The following is a 23,666-nucleotide window of genomic DNA, read 5'->3' as shown; positions in this document are numbered from 1 at the left end:
AGAGCGAACAGCTAGATTCGAAGCATGACTGTGCCCCGCATAAGCGTTCCCACCCTGACTGTCGTTTCCTCCCCCGTCGTGACCGAGCCGGATGCTCCGCTCGTCGTGATAGCCGCATCCGCCGGCGCCGACGAGGCGGCCGGACCGGTGCTGTGGGCCTCGGATTCATTCGACGGAGTTGCTCAGCAACTGCGCGCTGTCGGCTTCACCGGCCATAAAGACGAATTGGTGCGTCTGCCGGGAATGGACGGCGGTCCCGCACTCGCCGTGATAGCCGTGCCTGCCACGCACTCCCCCGACGAACTGCGCTACGCGTTGGGCTCCGCCGTTCGCCAGTTGAAGGGCGTCGACGCCGTGGCGATCGCGCTGCCGCTCGAGACGAACACCCAGCTGCAGGCGGTGCTCGAGGGTGCGGCGCTCGGCGCCTACAGCTATGAGGGTCTTCGCAGCCAGGCGGCCTCGCCCGCGACTCGGCCGCCCAGGGCCATCACCGTGCACAGCGATCTCGGCAACGCGGATGCAGCGCTCGCCCGGGCACGCGCCAGCGCAGCCGCTGTGGCGCTGGTCAAAGACCTCGTCAATGCGCCTCCATCGGATCTGTACCCGGAGACGCTCGCCGATGCCGCCCTCGAAGCGGCGGAGCACTTGCCCGTCGAGGTGACGGTCTGGGACGAGCAGCGTCTGGCCGAAGATGGCTTCGGTGGGATTCTCGGCGTAGGGCAGGGGTCGAGTCGCGGCCCTCGCCTCGTCAAGGTGAGTTATTCTCCCTCCTCGGCACAACGGCATCTCGCACTCGTCGGCAAGGGAATCACCTTCGACACCGGCGGAATCTCGCTGAAGCCGCCCGTACCCATGGTCGGCATGAAGTACGACATGACCGGTGCCGCCACCGTTCTTGCCGTTGTGCTCGCCGCCGCCGAGCTCGCGCTTCCGGTGCGCCTCACCGCGTGGATGTGCATCGCCGAGAACATGCCGTCAGGGAGCGCAATGCGCCCCAACGACGTGCTGCACATTCGCGGTGGACGCACCGTGGAGGTGCTCAACACCGACGCGGAAGGCCGGCTCGTGTTGGCCGACGGTCTTTCGGCCGCAAGCGAGGAGCACCCGGATGCGATAGTCGACGTTGCAACGCTCACCGGAGCGGCGATGGTGGCCCTGGGCACGCGCTATGCGGCGGTGATGGGCGAGGACGCACTGGTGCAACGGGTGCGTGACGCGGCATCCGCGAGCGGCGAACTGCTCTGGCCGATGCCCCTGCCCGATGAACTGCGTGCCTCACTCAACTCTGACGTCGCGGACATCGCCAACGCGAATCCCGGCGTCACGGCGGGAGGGATGCTCCTGGCCGGAGTGTTCCTGCAGGAATTCGTGGGTCGTGTCTCGGACGACGAGTCGGCACCGCGCATTCCGTGGGCACATCTGGACATCGCCGGCCCGGCCAAGGGCCCGGGTTCCCCTTCTGGTTTCACGGGCAAGGGACCGACGGGTGTGAGCGTTCGCGCGCTGCTGAGTCTTGCCGAGGATTTTTCCCGACAGTAGTAAGGTCGTATGGGCGAGAAAAGCTTGCCCATCACGTTCTTCAGTCGGAGAAATATGCCGACAAAGGGGGCGTGCACAGAACCTGATGCACAAGGGAGTTTCGTAGGTGTCGGAACAGAATTTTGACATTGTGGTGCTCGGTGGCGGAAGCGGCGGTTACGCGGCGGCATTGCGCGCCAGCGAACTGGGCTTCACCGTTGGCCTGATCGAGAAGGACAAGGTCGGTGGAACCTGTCTGCACCGCGGATGTATTCCGACCAAGGCGATGCTGCACGCGGCCGAGGTCGCCGACTTCTCCCGCGATTCGGCAAAGTACGGCATCAACACGACCTTCGAGGGTGTGGACATCGCCGGCGTCACCGCATACCGCGAGGGAATCATCGCGAAGAAGTACAAGGGCCTGCAGGGCCTGGTGAAGGCACGCCGCAGCATCACGGTCATCGAGGGCGAGGGGCGTCTTGTCTCCCCCACAACGGTGCGCGTGGGCGAAGACGACATCGTGGGCAAGAACGTGATTCTGGCCACCGGCTCCTACTCCCGCTCACTGCCGGGACTGGACATCGGCGGCCGCGTGATCACGAGCGAGCAGGCGTTGCAGCTCGACTTCGTGCCGAAGCGCGTAGCCGTGCTCGGCGGCGGCGTCATCGGCGTCGAGTTCGCGAGTGTCTGGAAGTCCTTCGGCTCGGAGGTCTCGATCATTGAGGCGCTCCCTCACCTGGTGCCGAACGAAGACGAGTCCATCAGCAAGTCGCTCGAGCGCGCATTCCGCCGCCGCGGCATCGACTTCCGCCTCGGTGTGCGCTTCTCCGGCGTCACGCAGAGCGATGACGGCGTTGTCGTCACGCTCGAGAACGGCGACACTGTCGAGGCCGACATTCTGCTCGTGGCTGTCGGCCGCGGACCGGTGACAGCGAACCTCGGATACGAGGAGGCCGGCATCACGATGGATCGCGGCTTCGTGCTCACGAACGAGCGCCTGGCCACGAACGTTCCCGGCGTCTTCGCCGTCGGCGACATCGTTCCTGGGCTGCAGCTGGCCCACCGGGGGTTCCAGCAGGGCATCTTCGTCGCCGAGGAGATCGCGGGCCTGAACCCGATCATCGTCGAGGACGTCAACATTCCGAAGGTGACCTACTGCGACCCTGAGGTCGCATCCGTTGGATTGAGCGAGGCGAAGGCCGTCGAGAAGTATGGCGCCGAGAAGGTCTCCAGCTACGACTACAGCCTTGCCGGCAACGGCAAGAGCGAGATTCTCGGCACGAACGGATCGGTCAAGGTCGTGCGCGTCGTTGACGGCCCCGTCGTCGGCATGCACATGATCGGTGCTCGCGTCGGTGAGCTCATCGGTGAGGCACAGCTTGTCGTCAACTGGGAGGCATACCCCGAGGATGTTGCGCCGTTCATTCACGCGCACCCCACCCAGAACGAGTCGCTCGGCGAGGCCTTCCTGTACCTCGCGGGCAAACCGCTGCACACGATCTAGCAGCCGCGGGCGCACAACACCCCACTGCATTAGGCTAACTATGAAGAATTTGGTTTTGAAGGAGACAATCTCATGAGCGAATCCGTCAGCCTCCCGGCACTCGGCGAGAGTGTAACGGAAGGCACGGTCACCCGCTGGCTGAAGAACGTTGGCGACCGGGTGGAGGTCGACGAGCCGCTGCTGGAGGTCTCGACCGACAAGGTCGACACCGAGATTCCGTCGCCCATCGCGGGCGTCGTCGAGGAGATCCTCGTGCAGGAGGACGAGACCGTCGAGGTCGGCGCCATCCTGGCGAAGATCGGTGACGGATCCGCCCAGGGTGGTGAGCCGGAGGCTCCCGCAGCGGAGGCCGCTCCTGCTGAACCGGCGCCCGCCGAGGCCGCACCCGCTGCCGACGTTGCCGCTCCTGCGGAGCCAGAGACCGCGCCTGCCGCTGAGACTGCCCCCGAGGCGCCATCGACCGAGGTTGCCGAAGAGGCTGAGGCTCCTGCCGCGGCAGCTCCCGTGGTTCCCCCGGCGCCCGCGTCGCCAGAACCGGCTCCCGCTGCCGAGCAGCAGCCCGCCGCTCCTGTTGCTCCGGCACCGGTCGCGGCGCCCCCTGCTGCTCCTGCGCCCGCTGCTACTCCTGAGTCTGCCGAGGAGCCGGCTCGCGCGCCATCGCACTCCAGCGGCGCCGGTTACGTCACCCCTATCGTGCGTAAGCTCGCGAACGAGCAGGGCGTCGACCTCTCCACGGTCACGGGTACCGGAGTCGGCGGTCGCATTCGCAAGGAAGACATCCTGAGCGCCCAGGCTCCCGCCGAGGCTGCGCCGCAGACGACCGCCCCGGCTGCCGCACCAGCAGCGCCGCTCGAGGTTTCGCCGTTGCGTGGCACCACCCAGCCCATGTCACGACTGCGCAAGGTCGTTGCGGAGCGTGCGGTCATTTCGATGCAGTCGTCCGCGCAGCTCACCACCGTCGTCGAGGTGGATGTCACCGCCGTTGCCGCGCTGCGCACTCGGGTGAAGGATGACTTCCTCGCCAAGACGGGTGCGAAGCTCTCCTTCCTCCCGTTCTTCACGCTGGCCGCCGCAGAGGCACTCAAGGCATACCCGGTGGTCAACGCGACCATTGACGGTGACACCATCGTCTACCCGGACCACGAGAATGTCAGCATGGCAGTGGACACCGAGCGTGGCCTGTTGACGCCGGTCATCCGTGATGCGTCGTCACTGGACATCGCCGGGTTGGCGAAGGAGATCGCCGATCTCGCCGAGCGCACGCGCGACAACAAGCTCAAGCCCGACGAGCTGTCCGGTGGAACGTTCACCGTGACCAACACGGGTTCACGAGGCGCGCTGTTCGACACGCCCGTCGTGTTCCTCCCGCAGGTCGCCATTCTCGGCACCGGCGTGGTCACGAAGCGCCCGGTTGTCGTCTCGGTCGACGGCTCGGATGCCATTGCGATTCGCTCCACGGTCTATCTGGCGCTGTCGTACGATCACCGCATCGTCGACGGTGCAGATGCCGCGCGCTTCCTCGGCGCCGTCAAGGCGCGGCTCGAGGCCGCGGACTTCGAGGCGAACCTCGGTATCTAGAGGCTCAGTTCGTCAAGATCTCTCGTAACCGCCAGCCGGTCTCGCCCTCGATCACGAGGGCAGAGGCCGGCTTCGGCGTTTCTGTGCCGGACTGCGTACCCGAGCCGCCGACTGGTGGCGCGAGCGCTATCAGCGCAGACCCGCCACTGCGCTGGATGAGCGAAACCGTGAAGTCGGCATAATCCTGCCCCGGCGACGCGTCGGAGTCGTTGACGAGACGGCCGATCAGGCTCTGGTCCGCGTCGAGGATCGGCGACGCGATCTGGTCGACGCCGTCCAGACAGGCGAGTGAGACGGTACGCAGGCACGCACCTCGCCGCGTGAGCAAGGCCTCCGTTGCGGCAACGGGGTCGCCGGCGGCAATGGCCGCGGTCTGTGGGTCGGCGCGCGCGGTCGCGCGGGGGTCTGCGGACGAAGCCGGGCTTGAGCTGGAACGCGGCTCGCCGTGCGATTTCCCGTGCGATTCGTTGGCCGCAGCGTTGTCGACTGCAGCACCCGGTGGCGTCAGGGCGAGAACGAGTACGAGCAGCACTCCCCCAATGCCACCACCGACGATGAGCGGGCGTCGCCGAGCGCGCAGCACCGCGCCGAGCCGCGCACGCACGTGCCGGATCACGCCTTCCGCGACCACGGCCTCGACCGTAGCGCCAACGAATCGTCTCAGCGACCGTGAGAGCGTCTCTCGCGGCGCCGCATCGCCTGCTCCCTTCTCGGCCTCGCCCTGTGCCACGATCACGGCAGCACGGCGGCCACGGTGGGCACGGGCCTTCCGACGTAGCGTGTCGGCCGCTCTCTGCTCGCCATCGTCGCCACGTGCCGATTCGTGTGCGGCCCCAGGATCGTGATTGCGCTCCGCGCTCGGGTGAGCGGTGAGCGCACGGGGCCGGGCCACCGCGAACAGCCGATCCTCGATCTCAGCAGGTATCTCCTCGGCGCTCCGACGATTCTCGCTGCCATCTGAACTGGGCAGCGCTGCCAGCCAGTCTGCGATCTTCTCGCCGCGATCGCGCGCCAACGCATCACCGACGGCGTCGAACACCCGGGTGACGAGCAGGGCGAACCTGGCGTAGTCGGCCAGGCGTTCTGCGGCAGCAGCATCCGACTGGGTGGGAAGGCGGCGAAGATGGCCGAGTCCGACGAGCACGGGGCGACCGGTGCCATCGATGATCACGCCTGCCGGGGCGATCCTGTCCTGTGCGAAACCCGCACGGTGCAGCTGCTCCAATGCGCGGACGACCGAAACGAGCACCGTGACGGCCATGCCCGCACTCAACGGCTGTGCTCGCCCCAGAAGTGCGGCGAGCGAGCCGCCGCCCAGCCTTTCGAGCACGAGGCACCGCGGTCGCAACGCGGACATCGAGACATCGAGCAGCCGCACAATGTGTGCGGAACCCGCGCTCAGACGTGCGGATGCCCCCGAGGAGACCGCGGTCAGCGCCTCGATCTCGAGATCGACGCTTTCGCGGTTCACGTGCGGCTCGAAGACCTTCACCGCCACGGTTGTCTCGACAGTGCGTGCATGGCCCGGTGCGGTGCCCGCATGCCCGAGGTACACGGCAGCCCTGCTGCCTTGCCCGAGTTTGCGCACGATGCGATAGCCGGCGAGCCATTGCCAGTCGACGGCGGCATCCGGGCCGGTCATGCGGTCGGGCCCGATGAATGAATCAGTCGAGGGCGCTGCCGAGGACGCGCTCGCGTGTCGCGCATCGCCTCTGGCTCGTCGTCTCATGGAGAAAACCTGGTCATGCGGCAATCCTCGCTGCGGGGCACGGCGGCACGGGAGGATTGCGGCGTAATTGTGGGAAACATCCGGCGACGGCGGACTGTGCAGTCGCCGACGCCGGATAGGCTGAACAGGTGACCGACTTTGTCGTCGCGGGGCTAAGCGCCAACTCCGTGCCGTATAACGAGGCTCTGGACCAGCAGCGTGCACTGCACGCTGCCGTGGTTTCAGGGCTGGCGCCCGATACCGTCATTCTCCTTGAGCACCCCTCCGTGTACACGGCGGGTAAACGCACCGAGGACTCCGAGAGACCCACGGATGGTACTCCCGTCATCGACGTGGACCGCGGGGGCAAGATCACCTGGCACGGTCCAGGCCAGCTCATCGGATATCCGATCGTGCGCCTGCCGGAGCCGGTGGATGTGGTCGGCTACGTGCGCACCCTCGAGGGAATCCTCATCGACGTGCTCGCCGAACTCGGCGTCGGCGGCGTGCGGGTGGCAGGGCGATCAGGGGTGTGGATCGTGGGAGGCGAGCGCGACGAGAAGATCGCCGCCATCGGCATCCGGGTCGCCTCCGGTGTCACCACGCACGGATTCGCCCTGAACTGTTCTAACGACTTCGAGGCGTACGAGAAGATCGTCGCCTGCGGCATCCCGGATGCCGGAATCACCTCGATCAGCCGCGTTCTGGGCCGCACCGTCACCCCGGCCGAGGTGGCCCCGCTCGTCGAGGCGCGCTTCACCGAGGTGTGGGAGGCCGTCGCGTGAGCGCGGCACCCGAGGGGCGCCGCATGCTGCGCCTCGAGATCCGCAACGCGGAGACGCCCATCGAGCGCAAGCCCGAGTGGATCAAGACCCGGGCCCGCATGGGCCCCGAGTACCAGCAGTTGCAGCAGCTCGTGAAGGACGAGAATCTGCACACCGTGTGCCAGGAGGCCGGCTGCCCCAACATCTACGAGTGCTGGGAGGATCGCGAGGCGACCTTCCTCATCGGCGGCTCGCAGTGCACCCGCCGTTGCGACTTCTGCCAGATCGACACCGGAAAGCCCGCCGACTATGACACCGACGAGCCGCGCCGGGTGGCCGAGTCGGTCGTGTCGATGAAGCTGCGCTACGCCACCGTAACCGGTGTGGCCCGCGACGACCTGCACGACGAAGGCGCGTGGCTGCATGCAGAGACCGTTCGGCAGATTCACGCGCAGGCACCGGGAACGGGCGTGGAGATTCTCGCAACCGACTTCTCTGGCAACCCGGATCTGCTCGGTGAGGTGTTCTCGGCGCGTCCCGAAGTCTTCGCGCACAACGTGGAGACCGTACCTCGCCTCTTCAAGCGCATCCGTCCGGCGTTCAGCTATGAGCGTTCGCTGAACGTGCTCACTCAGGCGCGCGCAGCGGGCCTCATCACCAAGTCCAACCTGATCCTGGGCATGGGCGAGGAGCGTGCCGAGATCGGCCAGGCTTTGCAGCACCTGCACGACGCCGGATGCGACATCATCACCGTCACGCAGTATCTGCGCCCCTCACCGCGCCATCTTCCGGTGGCCCGGTGGTTGCATCCCGAGGAATTCCTGGACATCAAGGCCGAGGCCGAGTCCATCGGCTTTCTCGGAGTTCTCGCCGGCCCGCTCGTGCGGTCGTCGTATCGCGCCGGCCGACTCTGGGCGCAATCGATGCAGGCCAAGGGCCGCGAGATACCCGAGGCTCTGCGCCCGCTTGCGGATGCCTCGCTCGGCTTCGCGCAGGCTGTCTCCTGAACGCGAACAGCGTCATCCGGAGCGCCGACGAGTCGGTATCCTAGACAACATGGCACGCAGCAAGGATTCCTCCGCGACGAAAGAACCCGGCCGCATCAAGCAGATGTGGCAGGTGTTCCAGATGACACGCCGCTACGACAAGCGGGCGATCTGGTACATCGGTGGTGGCTTCGCACTGCCCGTCATCGTCGGCATCATCGTGTCGCTGCTGTTCTCCGAGGGCAGCATCTTCACTCTGGTGCTGTGGATCGTCGCCGGCGTGATGGCCGGCATCCTGGTGGCGCTCATCATTCTGGGACGTCGCGCCGAGAAGGCCGCATACTCCCAGATCGAAGGGCAGGCGGGTGCTGTGGGCGCCGTGCTGCGCAGCTCGCTCAAACGTGGCTGGCGTGGCAGCGAGATGCCCATCGCGGTCAACGGCAAGACGCAGGATGCGATCTACCGCGCCGTCGGTCGTGGAGGCGTCGTGCTGATCAGCGAGGGTCCGCGCAGCCGCACGACGCGCATGGTCGACGAGGAGCGTCGCCGCGTCTCCAAGGTGCTGCCCAATGTGCCCCTGACGACGCTGAGCGTCGGGCCGGATGCCGACTCCGTGCCCTTGCACAAGGTCTCGCGCCGTCTCGCCAAGATCAAGCCGCTTCTCACCAAGGCAGAGGTGCTGGCGATCAGCAACCGGCTCGAGTCGCTCACCAGCAACCAGTTGCCGATTCCCAAGGGCATCGACCCGCGCAAGGTGCGGGCCAAGCGCGCCTAGCTGTCAGGCGCTGGCTGCCCATAGCAGGGCGCTAGGCGCGGATCAGTACGGTTCCGGCGATCTTGTCGTGAAAGCCGCGCTGATCGGAGTCCCAGACCAGCGCAGGGATCACGAATCCCAGCAGGATGCTGCGCACGATGGGGCGCCACAGGCCGACCCATCCCCCGCGCAGCGCAATAACGCGCAGTCCGACGAGACGATGGCCGATGCCGCCCCCGATGGTCGGAATGAACACGATCTGCATTGCGACAAAAATACTCGACGTCGCCCACGAGTTCAGCGTCAGCCAGGACTGGCCGGAGAAGAACGCGTAGGAGATGAGCGTGGCGATGGCCCAGTCGATGGCGAGGGCACCGATGCGTCTGCCCGGGCGGGCCACCGAACCCCGACCGTGCTCGGGAATTCCCAGCCGCTCCCCCGGAAACCGGGACGGGGCGATGGTCATTGAGTCGGTCGATCGGGCGGAATTGCTCACCCATCGAGTTTACGCAGTCGTCCGTCGCGTAACATGACGGAAACAATTGCGATACCGCGGGGAAATTCCGCGGGTCTACCGTCAACACAGGGTCGCAGGCGCGATCCTTCGCCCCCAACAAGCCATTTGGAGCCATCCACATGTTCCGTGATTCATCCGAGGTGCTCGCCTTCATCAAGGACACGGATGTCAAATTCCTCGACATTCGCTTCACCGATCTTCCCGGTGTCCAGCAGCACTTCAACATTCCCGCCGCGACCGTCGACGAGGAGTTCTTCTCGGTGGGGCAGCTTTTCGACGGCTCGTCGATTCGAGGCTTCGCCTCCATTCACGAGTCTGACATGCAGCTGATTCCGGATGTCTCCACCGCCTACGTCGACCCGTTCCGTGCCGAGCGCACGCTGATCATGGTCTTCGACATTTACAACCCGCGTAACGGCGAGATCTACGCGAAGGACCCGCGCCAGGTGGCCAAGAAGGCCGAGAAGTACCTGGCATCCACCGGCATCGCCGACACCGCGTTCTTCGCACCGGAGGCCGAGTTCTACATCTTTGACGACGTGCGTTATGAGGTGAACCAGCACTCCAGCTTCTACAGCGTCGACTCCGAGGAGGGCGCCTGGAACTCGGGCCGTGCCGAAGAGGGCGGCAACCTCGCCAACAAGACCCCGTTCAAGGGCGGCTACTTTCCCGTCAGTCCCGTGGACAAGCAGGCGGACCTGCGCGACGACATCAGCCTCAAGCTGATCGACGCCGGCCTGATCCTGGAGCGTGCACACCATGAGGTCGGCACCGGCGGACAGGCGGAGATCAACTACCGCTTCGACACCATGGTCGCCGCGGCAGACGACATCCTGAAGTTCAAATACATCGTCAAGAACACGGCGAACGAGTGGGGCAAGACCGCCACCTTCATGCCGAAGCCGCTCTTCGGCGACAACGGTTCGGGCATGCACACCCACCAGTCGCTGTGGAGCGACGGCAAGCCGCTGTTCTACGATGAGGCCGGCTACGGTGGCCTGTCAGACCTGGCGCGCTGGTACATCGGCGGCCTGCTCAAGCACGCCCCGGCGGTGCTCGCGTTCACGAACCCGTCCGTCAACTCGTTCCGTCGCCTCGTGCCCGGCTTTGAGGCGCCCGTCAACCTGGTGTACTCGGCCGGCAACCGCTCGGCGTGCATCCGCATCCCGATCACGGGAACGAACCCGAAGGCCAAGCGCATCGAGTTCCGCGTGCCGGATGGCGCCAGCAACCCGTACCTGGCGTTCGCTGCGCAGCTGATGGCCGGCCTCGATGGCATCAAGAACCGCATCGAGCCCCACGAGCCCGTTGACAAGGACCTGTACGAGTTGCCCCCCGAGGAAGCGAAGAACATTCCGCAGCTTCCTGCCACGCTTGAGGCTGCGCTCGACGCTCTCGAGGCCGACCACGACTTCCTCACCGCGGGCGGCGTGTTCAGCCAGGAGCTCATCGAGACGTGGATCGATTACAAGCGTGAGAAGGAGATCAAGCCTCTCGCCCAGCGCCCGCACCCCTTCGAGTACGAGCTGTACTACGGTGTGTAGCTGATCACTGGACAGAAGCGGGTTTAGTCCGCAGGGAGTCCGCACGCACAGCCGAACAGAAATGCCGGCAGTTCGTGCGGACTCGTCCTTTCCAGGTCACGCCACGCGCGGAGATGTTGGCCGGTTGTTCCCCGGCGTTTTCTCGCTGCCTCCGCACTTCTGTGCTTTAGATCGTCCGTTTCCAGCTCGCGATGACGACCCCGCCGACTCGGCCTTCGACCTCGCACGTCACCGTTCCGAAGTCTTTTCCCATACTTGTTCGCACGCCTTTGATCGTGACGATGAACCCGGTGCTTTGCTCAACGACGAGGTCAGGTGAGTACCGGCTCCACTCGGTGAGGTCGGACTGGACCTGCGTGGTCGTGTGAGCGAAGCAAACGTCCCAGGCCTCCAGGGATGTCAGCGAGTCGCCCACCTGTGCCTCTCGGGGGGATTGTGCTTCCGGGGATGTCGTGATCGTCACCGTTGGCGCGGGGGTTACAGATGCGGCGGGCGCGGTGGCGCATCCGGTCAGTAGCCCGAGCACTGCCACTGCACCGATGGCATGACGTTTCATCGCGCCTCCTTCGTCTCTGTTGTGGTGTCAGCTTATTGGTGCCGACCCACCCACAGAATCACGGTTGTGTACCGTTCGGTCCACCCCGGTGGCCGGGGCCTCTCAATTGACGGATGCGGTTAGCCCGTTGACGGCTCCGGGCGGTCTTCGATGCCGTAGAAGAGGCGCTCGAAGACACCGCGAGCCCGCCGGGTGACGGCGAGATAGTCCTGCTCCAGCTGTGAGGCCGATCCGGGCGGGTACTCGAGCAGGCGTGCCACGCCATCGAGCTGCAGGCGATCCACCGGAAGTACGTCGGAGGTCTTGTTCGTCCACAGGGTCATGGCTGAGCGCGCACGCGAGGCGAAGATCCATGCCTCGTGCAGCTTGAGCGCATCCTCGTCGTCGATGAGATCGTTGGCGGCGCACACGGCGAGGGCATCCAGGGTCGACGTGGTTCGAAGGTCAGGAATGTGCGCGCCGTGCTGCAGCTGCTGCAGCTGTACGAGCCACTCCACGTCGCTGAGCGAGCCGCGGCCGAGCTTCAGGTGTCGGGCCGGATCGGCGCCCTGGGGCAGCCGTTCATTCTCGACCCTCGCCTTGATGCGCTTCACCTCGCGCACCGCATGCTCATCGATCGCGGCGGGGTAGCGAATCTCGTCGGCCAGCGACTCGAAGTCGCGTTGCAGCGCCTCGTCCCCCGCGACCCCCCTCGCCCGCAGCAGTGCCTGGGCCTCCCAGGTGAGCGACCAGCGCGCGTAATACGCGCGGTAGGAGTCGAGGGAGCGCACGGACGGCCCATTCTTGCCTTCGGGGCGCAGATCGATGTCCAGATCAAGCGGCAGTGCGTTGTCCTCGGTGAGGCGCACCAGCTCGCTCACGATGGTCTTCGCGGCGGTGTGCGCCGCATCCGTCGCCCCCTCGGGCGCCCTGAACACGTACATCACGTCGGCGTCCGAGCCGAGACCGAGTTCACGGCCTCCGAAGCGCCCCATGCCTATCACGGCGAACTCGAACTCGTTCGCTCCGTCAAGCGCGCCCCTGATGGAGCCGAGCACCCCCTCGATGATGTTCTCCGAGATATCGCTCAGGCCTCGCGCCAGTTCCTCGACGGTGCTGGAACCGAGGATCGCGGCGAAAGCGAGCCGCAACACCTCGCGGCGGCGGGCGGTGCGCAGTGCCGTTGCCGCGGCATCCGGCCTGTCATGACGGGCGAGAATGGCTCGGGTCTCTTCGCGCAGCACCGCGCGCGAACGCGGTCGCAGGTCTTCCTCACTTTCGAGCCAGGCGACGGAGGCTGGGATGAGTCCGAGCAGCTCGCCAACGAAACGAGAACCCGAGAGCACCCGCGTCAGACGCTGCGCTGCCCCGCTCGAGTCGCGCAGCATGCGCAGGAACCAGTGCGTGGAGCCGAGGCCCTCGCTGAGCCGGCGAAACGTCACGAGACCGTAGTCGGGATCAGCGCCGTCGGCGAACCATTGCAGCATCACCGGCAGCAGGTGCTGCTGGATGGCGGCCCGGCGCGAGACTCCGCCGGTCAGCGCCCGAATGTGCGTGAGACTCCCCGCCGGATCACGAAAGCCGATCGCGGCGAGCCGGGCCTCGGCCTGCGCGTTCGTGAGGTTGAGTTCCTCGCTCGGCATCGCCGCGACCGCCGAGAGCAGCGGCCGATAGAACAACCGTTCGTGCAGGCCGCGTACACGCTGCTTGATGCTCGCCCACTTCTCCAGCAGCGCGTGCGAGCCCGTTGCCAGGCCGGATGCGCGCGCCAGCACACTCAGATCCCCCTCATCGCGCGGCATCAGGTGCGTACGACGCAGGTAGCGCAGCTGCAGCCGATGCTCCATCAGTCGCAGGCTGCGGTAGTCCTGCGCGAAGTCCGCGGCCTCGACCCGGCCGATGTAGCCGTATTCGGCGAGGGCGGCCAGTGCGGGCAGCGTGCCGCTCTGCCGAACACGATCGTCGCTCTGACCATGCACGAGCTGCAACAGCTGCACCGTGAACTCGATGTCACGCAGGCCCCCCGGCCCGAGCTTGAGCTGGTGGTTCACCTCGTCGTCGGGGATGTTGTCGGTCACCCGCTCGCGCATGCGCTGCACGGACTCGACGAAGTTCTCGCGGGAGGAGCTGTTCCAGACGAGCGGCGCGAGGGCTGCGACATAGCGCTCACCGAGCCCCATGTCGCCGGCCAGCGGTCGCGCCTTGAGCAGCGCCTGGAACTCCCAGGTCTTGGCCCAGCGCTCGTAGTACGCCACGTGCGAGTCGAGGGTGCGCACCAGGGCGCCGCTCTTTCCCTCAGGGCGCAGATTCGGGTCGACATCCCACAGGCCCGGCTCGATGGCGGGCGCGAAGACCCCGCGCATGGTGAGCACGGCAAGTCGCGTGGCGATGTCGACGGCACGCGCGTTGCTGAGGCCTCCTGGCTCTTCCGCCTCGGCCGTATCGCCCTCCGCGACGAAGATCACGTCGACGTCGCTGACGTAGTTGAGTTCGGCGGCACCGGCCTTGCCCATGCCGATGATCGAAAAGCGCGTCGCACGCACCTCTTCCGCGGCGAAACGCCCGGGACCGGAGCCGATTGTCTGCGCTCGTGCCACCGCGAGCGATGCCTCGATGGCCGCAGCCGCGAGATCGGAAAGTGCGTCGGCCACGGCATCGAGCCCGCCGACCTGGTCGTCCTGTTCCAGGTCGAAACTGGCGATCTGGGCCAATCGCCGCCGATAGCGCACCCGCAGCGCGCACCAGGCGTCCTCCTCAACGTCGGTCGCGGCCGCGATGCCGTCGTGCGCGTCAACGGCGTCGAGCAGATCGATTCTCAGTTCCTCGGGGCCGGGCAGCGCCGTGATCTCGGCGGCCAGGCACGACAGTTCCTGCGGATGCCGGTGAAAGAACTCGGCGATTCCGTCGGATGCGCCGAGCACGCGCAGCAGGCGCCTCGTGGCGTCGGAGTCGTCGAAGACGGGGGCGATGACATCCGGGGCGGAACGAAACAACTCGAGCACGGCGCCCAGCGCGGCATCCGGATCTGCCGCACCGGCGAACAGCGGCATGGCCTGTTGCTGCGTCAGACCGGATGCCTCGCGTAACTGCTCGAGCCGCTCACGCACCACGCTCAGCTGCGCGAATCCCACGCCGGCCAGGGCGGTCAGCGAGAGCGGGTCACGAGCCATGAGTAAGGGTGCGGTCGCGGCGCGTCACAGCATGCGGAGGTTGGATCGCAACTCGAACGGTGTCACCTGGTCCCGGTAGTCGTGCCAATCCTGACGCTTGTTGAGCAGCACGAAGTTGAACACCTGCTCACCGAGGGTCTCCGCCACGAGTTCGGAGCCCTCCATGAGCGAGATCGCATGATCGAGGCTCGCCGGCAACTGGCTGTAGCCGAGCGCGCGGCGTTCCGCGTCGCTGAGCGCCCACACATTGTTCTCTGCCTCCGGCGGAAGCTCGTAGCCCTCCTCGATGCCCTTGAGCCCTGCGGCGAGCATGAGCGAGAACGACAGGTAGGGGTTCGCCGCCGAGTCCAGCGCGCGATACTCCACCCGTGAGCTCTGCCCCTTGCTGGGCTTGTACAGCGGCACCCGCACGAGCGCCGAGCGATTGTTGTGACCCCAGCACACGAAGCTCGGGGCCTCGTCTCCGCCCCACAGCCGCTTGTACGAGTTGACGAACTGGTTGGTGACGGCGGTGATCTCGGGGGCGTGCTTGAGCAGCCCCGCAATGAACTGCCGGCCGATCTTGGAGAGCTGGTACTGCGCGCCCGCCTCGAAGAAGGCGTTCTGATCGCCCTCGAAGAGCGACAGGTGCGTGTGCATCCCGCTGCCGGGCTGGCCGGAGAGCGGCTTGGGCATGAACGTGGCGTAGACGCCCTGCTCGATCGCCACCTCTTTGACCACCGTGCGGAACGTCATGATGTTGTCGGCCGTCGTCAGTGCATCCGCGTACCGCAGGTCGATCTCGTTCTGGCCTGGCCCGCTTTCGTGGTGGCTGAACTCGACAGAGATGCCCAGGTCTTCCAGCATGCGCACCGAGCGGCGGCGAAAGTCGTGCGCCGTGCCACCGGGCACATTATCGAAATATCCGGCCGAGTCGACGGGGGTGGGCTGGCCGTCCGCGTCGAGCACCGACGACTTCAGCAGATAGAACTCGATCTCCGGATGCGTGTAGCAGGTGAATCCGCGTTCCGCCGCCTTCTCGAGCGTGCGCTTGAGCACATTGCGCGGATCGGCCACGGCGGGCTCACCGTCGGGCGTGGTGATGTCGCAGAACATGCGCGCTGTCGGGTCGATCTCGCCGCGCCACGGCAGAATCTGGAACGTCGCAGGATCCGGATGCAGCAGCACATCGGCCTCGAACGACCGGGTGAGACCCTCGACGGCGGAACCGTCGATTCCCACTCCTTCGGCGAACGCACCCTCGACCTCGGCAGGCGCTATCGCCACGGACTTGAGCGTACCTATCACGTCGGTGAACCAGAGCCGCACGAACTTGACGCCGCGTTCCTCAATGGTGCGAAGAACAAAGTCGCGCTGCTTGTCCATCGTTCCCCTTTCGTGTTGTCCCTAGGCTACTGGTTTTCGACCGATTTTCCTCGTCTCCAAGCGCCGTTGCGGGCGCCTTAGACTGTGCGCATGGCAGAGCAGTCGAATCCCATCTCGCTACCGAACCTGAAGCGCGTGCGCACGCGGCATTTTCAGTCCGCCAAAGAGCAGGGCATCAAGATCACCGGCCTGACGAGCTACGACATGCTCAGCGCCCAGATCTTCGATACCGCAGGCATCGATTTTCTTCTCGTCGGCGATTCCGCGGGCAACAATGTGCTCGGCTACGACACGACGCTGCCGGTGACGGTTGACGACCTCATTCCGCTGACGCGCGCCGTGGCCGGCGCCGTCACCCGGGCCTTCGTGGTCGCCGACATGCCGTTCGGTTCCTACGAGGCCGGCCAGCTCGAGGCGCTACACACCGCGGTGCGTTTCATGAAGGAGACCGGTGCGCACGCCGTGAAGCTGGAGGGCGGGGTGCGCAGCGCCAAACAGATTCGCCGCATCGTCGACGCCGGCATTCCCGTGATGGCGCACATCGGCTTCACCCCGCAGAGCGAGCACGGTCTCGGGGGCCATCTCATTCAGGGACGCGGCGAGGGGATGGAGCAGCTTCTTGCGGATGCTCACGCGGTTGAGGATGCGGGGGCATTCGCCGTGGTTCTCGAGATGGTGCCGGCCACCAGCGCCGCCGTCGTCACGAAGGAACTGCGCATCCCTACCATCGGCGTTGGAGCCGGACCGGATGTCGACGGACAGCTTCTCGTGTGGACCGACTGGGCGGGGTTCTCCACCGGTCGTATCCCCAAGTTCGTGCGCCAGTACGCCGACCTGAAGGCCATCCTGGGCGACGCCGCGGCGCGATACAAGGCCGACGTCGAGGGCGGACAGTACCCGTCGGCCGAGCACAACTACGAATAGCGCCCCGACAGAGTCGTGGCGGTTCCGGTCACCGACCGCTCGGGACCGGAGTCTTCTGAAGCGCGGGAAAGGCCGCAAGAACCATGTCGACCAGTAGATCAATGGGGCGGGTCAGCGGATCGGTGGCAGGCAGGCCGAGCTCGAGTTCGATGTTGTCGATGGCCACGCTGATCTCGGCATCGTTCATATTCTCGTGATTGACCGTGATGCCTATCACCTTGGTGTCGGCGAAGGTTTCGATGAGCTTCACCTCGCTGGCCACGGTCGGCATGCTCAGCATGGGAAAGTCGCCGAGAGACTCGCGCTTGGGCGCGTGCTGCACGATGACCGCCTGTGGGCGGCTGCCTCGCAGAATGTAGGCGGAGGTGAGGTAAGCGGGATGACTGAGCGCGCCCTGGCCCTCCACGACAATCACATCGGGGTTCTCGATCTCGTAGGCCGCCACCACCTGTGCCTCGACCTCTCCTGAACAGAACTGCGGAACGAGAGCGTCGAGTGCCACACCGTACTTTGCGCCCTGAATCAATGCGGTCTGGCCGGTGCCGACCATGACCGCCTTGATGCCTCGCGCGTTGAGTGCCTGCACCAGCAACGTCGTCGTGGTGCGCTTTCCTATAGCACCGTCGGTACCCAGCACGGCGATGCGCGGGCAGTCGACGTCGAAGATGCGACCCGAGAACTGTTTGAGGTCCTTCTTGTCTTTGGGGCGACGGATGTCCGTCATGGTCACGCCGGCCAGGATACTGGCGGCTACGAACTCGGCGTCGTCGTTCAGAAACTCATGCAGGCCGTTGACGATGTGCATGCCTCGGGCGATGCCGTCGAGGAGCGCCATACGCTGTGTCGGCGAGAGCAACCCTGTTGAGGGGGCCATGCCGAAGATGAGGTAATCGGGCATGTGAGAAGCATGGGCGATGGACTCGGCCAGATTCGCGTGCACCGGAATGCCGTTGGTGACGCCGTCAAGCACCATGCCGGCATCCGCCCCTGCCTGCTCGCTGTCGATCACGCTGAGGATGGTGTATTTCTCGGAGTAGCGCACCAGGCCGTTGGCCGTCTTGCCATCCTGCTTGCCGAATTGGCCCTCGCAATAGATCACGGCGGAGGTGCCGAGCGGGAGGGACACGGTGGCGAAGTCGGAATCGGACACGAACGGGGACATGATGCTCCTCTGAGTGACTCAGAGAGGAGACGGGTGTGTGCGGGGCCATGAAGGGCCCTGCGATCGACGAGATGTCTTCCCTGAAGTGCCGACGAGATGCCAGCCCCTGCACGATAGCAGCCGAAGGTGTGAAGGCACCCCGAATGTGACGCTAGCGGTCCTCCGCTGCCTCTTCCTCGGCCCACTTGGCGCTGTTCTCACGCAGCTTGTCGAGCGCGTGAGACGCCTCCTCGTGCGTCGCAAACGGACCGATGCGGTCCTGTGCGGGTGACTGGAAGCCCTGCTCGACCGCGCCGGTCTTGGCGTTGTACCAGTACTCGTGTTCGATGTCCTCGGCCATAAGCTTGATCCTATGCCCAAGGATTCTTCCGGTCACCTTGTCGCCGGCCGCCTCTCGCCGATGCGCTCGGTTCCGTCATCCATTGCCCGGCCCGAGTACGTCGGCAAGCCCGGCCCCTCGCCGTTTCTGGGCAGCGATGTGTACACGAGCGAGCGCATCGAGCTCATTCGCGAGTCCGGCCGCATCGCCGCACGCGCGATCGAACTCGTCGGCCAGGCCGCCGTCGCCGGAATCACCACGGATGAGCTGGATGCCATCGGTCACGATTATCTGGTCTCCCAGGGCGCATACCCTTCCACGCTCGGCTACCGCGGCTTCACGAAGTCGCTGTGCAGTTCCGTGAACGAGGTGATCTGCCACGGCATTCCCGACGACACCGTTCTCGAGAACGGCGACATCGTGAACATCGACATCACCGCGTTTAAGAACGGGGTGCACGGAGACAGCAACCAGACCTTCATCGTGGGCCAGGCATCCGACGAGGTGACGCAGCTTGTCGAACGCACGCGCGAGGCGATGAACCGCGGCATCAAGGCCGTGGCGCCCGGCCGCCAGGTCAACGTGATCGGCCGCGCCATCGAGTCCTATGCCAAACGCTTCGGCTACGGCGTGGTGCGCGACTTCACCGGGCACGGCGTGGGCGAGGCGTTCCATTCGGGGCTCATCATTCCGCACTACGACTCGGCGCCGCTGTACGACACCAAGATGCAACCGGGAATGGTTTTCACCATCGAGCCGATGCTCACCCTAGGCACGCACGAGTGGGACATGTGGCCGGATGGCTGGACGGTCACGACCCGCGACAAGTCGATCACTGCACAGTTCGAACACACGCTCGTGGTGACCGAGCGCGGCGCGGACGTGCTCACGCTGGCGTAAAGCAATGAGATCTGTCGCAAGACGATAGATTTGTGGCATGACTTCGAAGACGACGGCCATCGGCATTGACATCGGCGGAACCGGAATCAAGGGAGCCGTTGTCGACCTCGACACGGGTGAACTGCTCAGCGACCGGGTCAAGATCGCGACACCCGACGGGGGCAAGCCCGACGACATCGTGGAGGTCACCAAGGAGATCCTCACCACCCTCTCTGGCATCGCGAAGGACGTTCCCGTCGGTGTCTGCTTCCCCGCCGTCGTGCGCAACGGGCGCACCATGTCGGCGGCGAACGTCTCGAAGAAGTGGATAGGGCTCGAGGCCGAGTCCCTGTTCGAGAAGGCCCTCGGCGTCGATATCCAGTTCGTGAACGATGCGGATGCAGCGGGCTTCGCCGAGGCTCGCTTCGGCGCGGCAGCGAACCAGCCCGGCGTCGTGCTCGTGACGACGCTCGGCACCGGTATCGGCACGGCGCTGCTGTACAACGGGTTGCTCGTTCCCAATGTCGAACTCGGTCACATCGAGCTCGACGGCCACGACGCCGAGAGCAAGGCCGCATACTCGGCCAAGGAGCGCGACGACCTGAGCTGGGAGAAGTGGGCCGGCCGGCTGCAGAAGTACTACACGGAGCTCGAGAAGCTGCTCTCCCCCGATCTGTTCATCGTGGGTGGCGGCGTGTCGAAGAACGCGGACGAGTTCCTGCCGCTGCTGCACCTGCAGACGCCTATCCTGCCCGCGGTGCTGCGCAACAACGCCGGTATTCTGGGTGCCGCCTCGCTCGCGGCCAATGACGCGCCGCTGCGTGGCAAGGGCGGGCACCTGAGACAGCGCGCCTGAGCAGACCCTCAGAAGATGCGTGCTCCGATCTCCGCGGGGGCGGCAAGAAGCCCGTCGATCTCGTCGTCGAGTCGAACGAGGGTGAGGGACGCCCCAGCCATGTCGAGCGATGTACAGTATTCTCCGACGTAGCTGCGAGCGACCGTGATGCCACGCTCGGTGAGCAGCTGGTGTGCGCGTCCGTAGAGGATGTAAAGCTCGCTGATCGGCGTTCCCCCCAAACCGTTGATCATGAGCGCAACCCGATCACCGCTCTCGAATGGCAGATCCGCCACGACAGGATCGAGGAGCTCATCGAGAAGTTCATCGGCCGGCGCCATCCGTGCGCGCCGCCGGCCAGGCTCCCCATGGATGCCGACACCGATCTCGATCTCGTCCTCGCCGAGCTCGAAGAGTGGCGAGCCCTTGGCGGGCGGCGTGCACGCCGTGAGGGCCAGCCCCATGGTGCGCGTGACGGAATTGACCTTCTCGCCGATGCGAACGATCTCCTCGAGTTCGGCCCCCGCTTCGGACGCGGCACCGACGGCCTTCATCACGAAGAAGTTGCCGGCGACCCCGCGGCGGCCAACCGTATACGTGGAGTCTTTGACCGAGACGTCGTCATCGATGAAGAGTGTCTTCACCTTCACCCCGTCCGCAAGACTCATCTCCTGCGCCATGTCGAAAGCCATACGGTCTCCGGTGTAGTTGTTCACCAGCAGGAGTACGCCTTTCGGCGACGCCAACAGCTTCGTCGTCTCGTAGACGTAGTCCATGGGCGGCGCGGCGAAGACATCGCCCGGGCAGGCGCCGTCGAGCATGCCCTTGCCCACCGTGAGTACGTGAGCCGGTTCGTGCCCGGACCCGGAACCCTGAATGATCGAGACCTTGTCCTCCCGCGGCGCATCGGTGCGCATGATGAGGTTGTATTCGGGCACATATCGGAGCGTGTCCGGATTGGCCAGCGCAATCCCGGCAAGCATCTCGGGAACATACTTCAACGGGTCATTGACAAACTTCTTCATTTCTCTCTCCATTTGTCCATCGGCGCACATCTGCGCGGTGAATCTGCCATGGCGGGCCAGCCCCGTCAGGTCGTCTGATCGCGTCCAGTCCATTCCGAGGCGAGTCGTTCGAGGATGACGGCGACGGCGACCGCGCCTGGATCCGGGGAGCCGATGCTGCGTTCTCCCGTATACGCGGCACGACCCCGGCGCGCCTGCATCGTTGTTGTCGCGTCGGCGGCATCGCGCGCGGTGGACGCGGCGGCAGCGACTATCGCGTCAGCCCCGTCCCCCTTGGCGAGGCCCGCCGCGATCGTCTCCGTCATCGGTGCGAGGGCATCCAGGAGCGTTTTATCGCCGAGCTCCGCGCCCCCTCGTGCCTTGATTCCGTCCATCGCCGAGCGCAGGATCGCCACCATATCGTCGCCGCTCAGATCCTGTCGCCCCTTGGCAATGGCGGCCGCCCGCAGAAACGCTGTTCCCCAGATCGGACCGGAGGTTCCGCCGATGCGACCCGTGATGACGACGGCAATTTTCTGCAGAAAGGTGCCGATGTCGCCGCGGTCATAACCGTCCCAGTCCGCGAGCACGATCTCGAAGCCGCGTGCGAGAGAGAATCCGAAGTCGCCGTCGCCCACGACGGCATCCAGCTCACCGAACTCCTTCTCGTTGTCAACGGCCGTCTGCGCGATGGTGCGCACGATGAATTCGGTGTCTGCGAAGCTCCGGGTCGACATCACTTCTCCTATCGGGTCTCGTCGTCGGCCGCTCGGGCCGGTCGCGGGCGGGTGAGAACAGTGTTCAGCTCGTCGAGGGTGACGACGTGGCCCGGGCGGAGGACAAGCGGATCGTCGATGACGGTCGCCGGCTCGTCATCGTCTCCCAGGGAGCTCACAACGAGGGCGGCTCCGTCGAAGTCGTCGTCCGTCGTATAGGCGCTCACCGTGATGATGGTGCGCAGTCCGGCCGCGAGGGCCGCTTCAAGCCCGTTGCCGCTGTCTTCGACGACTATCGCCTCGTCCGGGCTGATGCCGAGTTCGGTCAGGGCCAGCAGATAGATGTCCGGCGCCGGCTTCTTGTGAGGTACGACATCGCCCGCGAAGACCGAGAAGCGTGCGGCGAGCTCCTCTCCGACGGCATGAACGAGAACGGCGCGCACGGATGCTTCGGCCGACGTCGACGCGACGGCCAGGCCCCAGCCCGCTGCCGCCGCGGCCGTGGTGATGCGGACGATGCCCGGCCGGGCCGGAAGCTCGCCGTGCTCGACCCGTTCGGTGTAGATCTCGGTCTTGCGTCGATGCCATCGTGCTATCGCCTCGCGCCGAGCATCCTCATCGTCGGGCAGGCCGATCTCGGCCGCGAGTTCGGCCGTCACGACGCTTGCCATGCGTTCCTTGCCGCCGCCGATCAGGACCTTCCGTGCGTAGGCGGCGTCGCTCCAGTGCACCGGCACACCGAACTCGGCAAAGGTCTGATTGAACGCGGGCAGGTGGCCGTTGCGCTCGGTGTCGGCCAGCACGCCGTCGCAGTCGAAGAGGAGGTGTGGCACGTCTCACCACGCCTTGTCGGCGCTGCCGAACGTGGTGGCAAGGCCCGTTGTGAGAGCGACGACATGGGAGCGCACGTCGCTGAAGAACGACGGCGGATCCCAGTTGTCGCGCTCCTCAGCGCCTTTGAGGAAGGCGAGGCTCGAGCGCATGAACTCGATCTTGAGGGCGGTCGAGATATTGACCTTCGCACAGCCGCGCGAGATGAGATCGGCGAACTGCGCATCCGTCATACCGCTGCCGCCATGCAAGGCGATGGGCACTCCCGTGGCTTCGACGATGTCGCTGACCCGCTGAAAATCGAGGTGAGGCGTGCGGGAGTAGACACCATGGGCGTTGCCGATGGAGGGCGCGAACACATCGACCCCTGTCTCGCGGATGAAACCCAGTGCGGTCTGCAGGCTCTGCCGCACCGATTCGGTGTCGGAGCCGATTCCGTCCTCCACGCCCCGGATGGCCTCGATCTCGCCTTCGACATGCGCGCCATAACGACGCGCCTCGGCGACGACCTCGACCGTCTGGCGCTGGTTCTCTGCCACGTCGAGGGTCGATGCGTCGAAGAGCACGGAATTCCAGCCACGCTCGAGACACTCGCTGATCACGGCGCGATCGGGACAGTGATCGAGATGAAGTGTGACCGGAACCTCGATTCCGGCCGTCATCGAGGTCCACATTCCGAAGAGCACGGCCGATCCGATCGATCTGACCGTCTTGACCGATGTCTGCACGATGACGGGCGAGCGCGCTTCGACGGCGCCCGCGAGAACGGCTTCGAGAGTGAGGTCGTTCACCACGTTGATGGCGGGCACACCGTAGCGCGCATCGAACGCCCGATCGACGATCTCCTTCAAAGACACGACTGACACGGGAACCTCCTCGTTCGCCTGAGGTCACCCTAAGTCTGAGGATGACCACGGCACCATGAGGATTACTCCCACCATCGGGTAGGGATTCCCTCCATCCGGACAGCGCGCCTCAACGCCTCGGTGCTTCAACGCCTCGGTACTTCAACGCCTCGGTACTTCAACGCCTCAGTGCTTCAACGCCTCAGTG

The 23,666-nt window shown here is 65.6% G+C and carries 21 protein-coding genes; 10 read left to right on the top strand and 11 right to left on the bottom strand.

What is annotated here, in order from left to right; genetic code table 11:
- The first annotated feature begins 24 nt into the window (after positions 1-24).
- The 3 genes from ASC63_RS12570 (at position 25) to sucB (ending at position 4,600) form a co-directional block, all read left to right on the top strand.
- Entirely contained in the window at positions 25-1,539 is a 1,515-nt protein-coding gene (locus tag ASC63_RS12570) for a leucyl aminopeptidase (protein ID WP_055813874.1), read from the top strand.
- 106 nt (positions 1,540-1,645) lie between these two features.
- Positions 1,646-3,022, top strand: coding sequence for a dihydrolipoyl dehydrogenase (gene lpdA / locus ASC63_RS12565; RefSeq protein ID WP_055813870.1), 1,377 nt, complete (start codon positions 1,646-1,648; stop codon positions 3,020-3,022).
- Positions 3,023-3,094: 72 nt separating this feature from the next.
- On the top strand, positions 3,095-4,600 hold the full coding sequence (gene sucB, locus ASC63_RS12560) for a 2-oxoglutarate dehydrogenase, E2 component, dihydrolipoamide succinyltransferase (protein WP_055813867.1): 1,506 nt from the start codon (positions 3,095-3,097) through the stop codon (positions 4,598-4,600).
- Positions 4,601-4,604: 4 nt separating this feature from the next.
- On the opposite strand, the gene ASC63_RS12555 is transcribed toward sucB, so the two are convergent.
- On the bottom strand, positions 4,605-6,329 hold the full coding sequence (locus ASC63_RS12555; RefSeq protein WP_082487583.1) for a protein kinase domain-containing protein: 1,725 nt from the start codon (positions 6,327-6,329) through the stop codon (positions 4,605-4,607).
- 128 nt (positions 6,330-6,457) lie between these two features.
- On the opposite strand from ASC63_RS12555, the gene lipB reads away from it, so the two are divergent.
- Genes lipB through ASC63_RS12540 form a run of 3 tightly spaced genes read left to right on the top strand, consistent with a single transcriptional unit; the run spans position 6,458 to position 8,833 of the window.
- Entirely contained in the window at positions 6,458-7,093 is a 636-nt protein-coding gene (lipB, locus tag ASC63_RS12550; RefSeq protein WP_055813862.1) for a lipoyl(octanoyl) transferase LipB, read from the top strand.
- Complete coding sequence (lipA, locus tag ASC63_RS12545) at positions 7,090-8,079, top strand: lipoyl synthase (RefSeq protein WP_055815496.1); 990 nt, start codon at positions 7,090-7,092, stop codon at positions 8,077-8,079. The genes lipB and lipA overlap by 4 nt, the downstream gene beginning before the upstream one ends.
- A gap of 49 nt (positions 8,080-8,128) precedes the next feature.
- Positions 8,129-8,833, top strand: coding sequence for a DUF4191 domain-containing protein (locus tag ASC63_RS12540; protein ID WP_055813859.1), 705 nt, complete (start codon positions 8,129-8,131; stop codon positions 8,831-8,833).
- Between the two features lie 31 nt (positions 8,834-8,864).
- Here the strand turns inward: ASC63_RS12540 and ASC63_RS12535 are convergent, their stop codons facing one another.
- Positions 8,865-9,278, bottom strand: coding sequence for an RDD family protein (locus ASC63_RS12535; protein WP_055813855.1), 414 nt, complete (start codon positions 9,276-9,278; stop codon positions 8,865-8,867).
- A gap of 170 nt (positions 9,279-9,448) precedes the next feature.
- Between ASC63_RS12535 and glnA the strand changes: the two genes are divergently transcribed.
- Positions 9,449-10,873, top strand: coding sequence for a type I glutamate--ammonia ligase (gene glnA / locus ASC63_RS12530; RefSeq protein WP_055813852.1), 1,425 nt, complete (start codon positions 9,449-9,451; stop codon positions 10,871-10,873).
- A 166-nt stretch (positions 10,874-11,039) separates the two neighbouring features.
- On the opposite strand, the gene ASC63_RS16335 is transcribed toward glnA, so the two are convergent.
- The 3 genes from ASC63_RS16335 to ASC63_RS12515 all read right to left on the bottom strand — a co-directional run bounded on the left by ASC63_RS16335 (position 11,040) and on the right by ASC63_RS12515 (position 15,943).
- Complete coding sequence (locus ASC63_RS16335) at positions 11,040-11,429, bottom strand: hypothetical protein (protein ID WP_157487672.1); 390 nt, start codon at positions 11,427-11,429, stop codon at positions 11,040-11,042.
- 119 nt (positions 11,430-11,548) lie between these two features.
- Positions 11,549-14,578: a bifunctional [glutamine synthetase] adenylyltransferase/[glutamine synthetase]-adenylyl-L-tyrosine phosphorylase gene (locus ASC63_RS12520; RefSeq protein WP_055813847.1), complete on the bottom strand. Its 3,030-nt coding sequence runs from the start codon at positions 14,576-14,578 to the stop codon at positions 11,549-11,551.
- 24 nt (positions 14,579-14,602) lie between these two features.
- Positions 14,603-15,943 (bottom strand): glutamine synthetase family protein, encoded by a 1,341-nt coding sequence (locus ASC63_RS12515; RefSeq protein WP_055813842.1) that lies wholly within the window; start codon positions 15,941-15,943, stop codon positions 14,603-14,605.
- A gap of 90 nt (positions 15,944-16,033) precedes the next feature.
- On the opposite strand from ASC63_RS12515, the gene panB reads away from it, so the two are divergent.
- Positions 16,034-16,867 carry a 3-methyl-2-oxobutanoate hydroxymethyltransferase gene (panB, locus tag ASC63_RS12510; RefSeq protein ID WP_055813839.1) on the top strand — a complete coding sequence of 278 codons (834 nt, stop codon included), beginning with the start codon at positions 16,034-16,036 and terminating at the stop codon, positions 16,865-16,867.
- Positions 16,868-16,895: 28 nt separating this feature from the next.
- Here panB and ASC63_RS12505 read toward each other — a convergent pair whose 3' ends face one another.
- Positions 16,896-18,029, bottom strand: a complete 1,134-nt coding sequence (locus tag ASC63_RS12505; RefSeq protein ID WP_055813836.1) for a DUF1611 domain-containing protein — start codon at positions 18,027-18,029, stop codon at positions 16,896-16,898.
- Between the two features lie 151 nt (positions 18,030-18,180).
- Positions 18,181-18,369: a hypothetical protein gene (locus tag ASC63_RS12500; RefSeq protein ID WP_055813833.1), complete on the bottom strand. Its 189-nt coding sequence runs from the start codon at positions 18,367-18,369 to the stop codon at positions 18,181-18,183.
- A 12-nt stretch (positions 18,370-18,381) separates the two neighbouring features.
- Here ASC63_RS12500 and map point away from each other — a divergent pair, with 12 nt between their 5' ends.
- Positions 18,382-19,248, top strand: a complete 867-nt coding sequence (gene map, locus ASC63_RS12495) for a type I methionyl aminopeptidase (protein WP_055813830.1) — start codon at positions 18,382-18,384, stop codon at positions 19,246-19,248.
- A 37-nt stretch (positions 19,249-19,285) separates the two neighbouring features.
- Positions 19,286-20,083 (top strand): polyphosphate--glucose phosphotransferase, encoded by a 798-nt coding sequence (ppgK, locus tag ASC63_RS12490; RefSeq protein WP_055813827.1) that lies wholly within the window; start codon positions 19,286-19,288, stop codon positions 20,081-20,083.
- 8 nt (positions 20,084-20,091) lie between these two features.
- On the opposite strand, the gene dhaK is transcribed toward ppgK, so the two are convergent.
- From dhaK to ASC63_RS12470, 4 genes are all read right to left on the bottom strand, one after another.
- A complete protein-coding gene (gene dhaK / locus ASC63_RS12485) occupies positions 20,092-21,087 on the bottom strand; it encodes a dihydroxyacetone kinase subunit DhaK (RefSeq protein WP_055813825.1) in 996 nt (331 codons plus the stop codon).
- A 65-nt stretch (positions 21,088-21,152) separates the two neighbouring features.
- The gene (gene dhaL, locus ASC63_RS12480) at positions 21,153-21,803 is read right to left on the bottom strand and encodes a dihydroxyacetone kinase subunit DhaL (protein WP_055813821.1); all 651 of its coding nucleotides are present in this window, start codon (positions 21,801-21,803) and stop codon (positions 21,153-21,155) included.
- Positions 21,804-21,811: 8 nt separating this feature from the next.
- A complete protein-coding gene (locus ASC63_RS12475; RefSeq protein WP_055813818.1) occupies positions 21,812-22,615 on the bottom strand; it encodes an HAD-IA family hydrolase in 804 nt (267 codons plus the stop codon).
- A gap of 3 nt (positions 22,616-22,618) precedes the next feature.
- Complete coding sequence (locus tag ASC63_RS12470; protein ID WP_055813815.1) at positions 22,619-23,479, bottom strand: class II fructose-bisphosphate aldolase; 861 nt, start codon at positions 23,477-23,479, stop codon at positions 22,619-22,621.
- Positions 23,480-23,666 lie beyond the last annotated feature (187 nt).

The sequence above is a fragment of the Leifsonia sp. Root112D2 genome, assembly GCF_001424905.1.
Classification (GTDB): Bacteria; Actinomycetota; Actinomycetes; order Actinomycetales; family Microbacteriaceae; genus Root112D2.
This window is presented reverse-complemented; position numbering and strand designations above follow the sequence as displayed.

Bases quoted from the DNA above. Each gene is read 5' to 3' on its own strand.
- ASC63_RS12535 (WP_055813855.1), bottom strand. From the start codon at position 9,278: ATGACCATCGCCCCGTCCCGGTTTCCGGGGGAGCGGCTGGGAATTCCC.
- panB (WP_055813839.1), top strand. From the start codon at position 16,034: ATGGCAGAGCAGTCGAATCCCATCTCGCTACCGAACCTGAAGCGCGTG.
- glnA (WP_055813852.1), top strand. From the start codon at position 9,449: ATGTTCCGTGATTCATCCGAGGTGCTCGCCTTCATCAAGGACACGGAT.
- ASC63_RS12540 (WP_055813859.1), top strand. From the start codon at position 8,129: ATGGCACGCAGCAAGGATTCCTCCGCGACGAAAGAACCCGGCCGCATC.
- ASC63_RS12500 (WP_055813833.1), bottom strand. From the start codon at position 18,369: ATGGCCGAGGACATCGAACACGAGTACTGGTACAACGCCAAGACCGGC.
- dhaK (WP_055813825.1), bottom strand. From the start codon at position 21,087: ATGAAGAAGTTTGTCAATGACCCGTTGAAGTATGTTCCCGAGATGCTT.
- map (WP_055813830.1), top strand. From the start codon at position 18,382: ATGCCCAAGGATTCTTCCGGTCACCTTGTCGCCGGCCGCCTCTCGCCG.
- sucB (WP_055813867.1), top strand. From the start codon at position 3,095: ATGAGCGAATCCGTCAGCCTCCCGGCACTCGGCGAGAGTGTAACGGAA.
- ASC63_RS12520 (WP_055813847.1), bottom strand. From the start codon at position 14,578: ATGGCTCGTGACCCGCTCTCGCTGACCGCCCTGGCCGGCGTGGGATTC.
- ASC63_RS12570 (WP_055813874.1), top strand. From the start codon at position 25: ATGACTGTGCCCCGCATAAGCGTTCCCACCCTGACTGTCGTTTCCTCC.
- ppgK (WP_055813827.1), top strand. From the start codon at position 19,286: ATGACTTCGAAGACGACGGCCATCGGCATTGACATCGGCGGAACCGGA.
- ASC63_RS12505 (WP_055813836.1), bottom strand. From the start codon at position 18,029: ATGTCCCCGTTCGTGTCCGATTCCGACTTCGCCACCGTGTCCCTCCCG.
- ASC63_RS12515 (WP_055813842.1), bottom strand. From the start codon at position 15,943: ATGGACAAGCAGCGCGACTTTGTTCTTCGCACCATTGAGGAACGCGGC.
- ASC63_RS12555 (WP_082487583.1), bottom strand. From the start codon at position 6,329: ATGAGACGACGAGCCAGAGGCGATGCGCGACACGCGAGCGCGTCCTCG.
- ASC63_RS16335 (WP_157487672.1), bottom strand. From the start codon at position 11,429: ATGAAACGTCATGCCATCGGTGCAGTGGCAGTGCTCGGGCTACTGACC.
- dhaL (WP_055813821.1), bottom strand. From the start codon at position 21,803: ATGTCGACCCGGAGCTTCGCAGACACCGAATTCATCGTGCGCACCATC.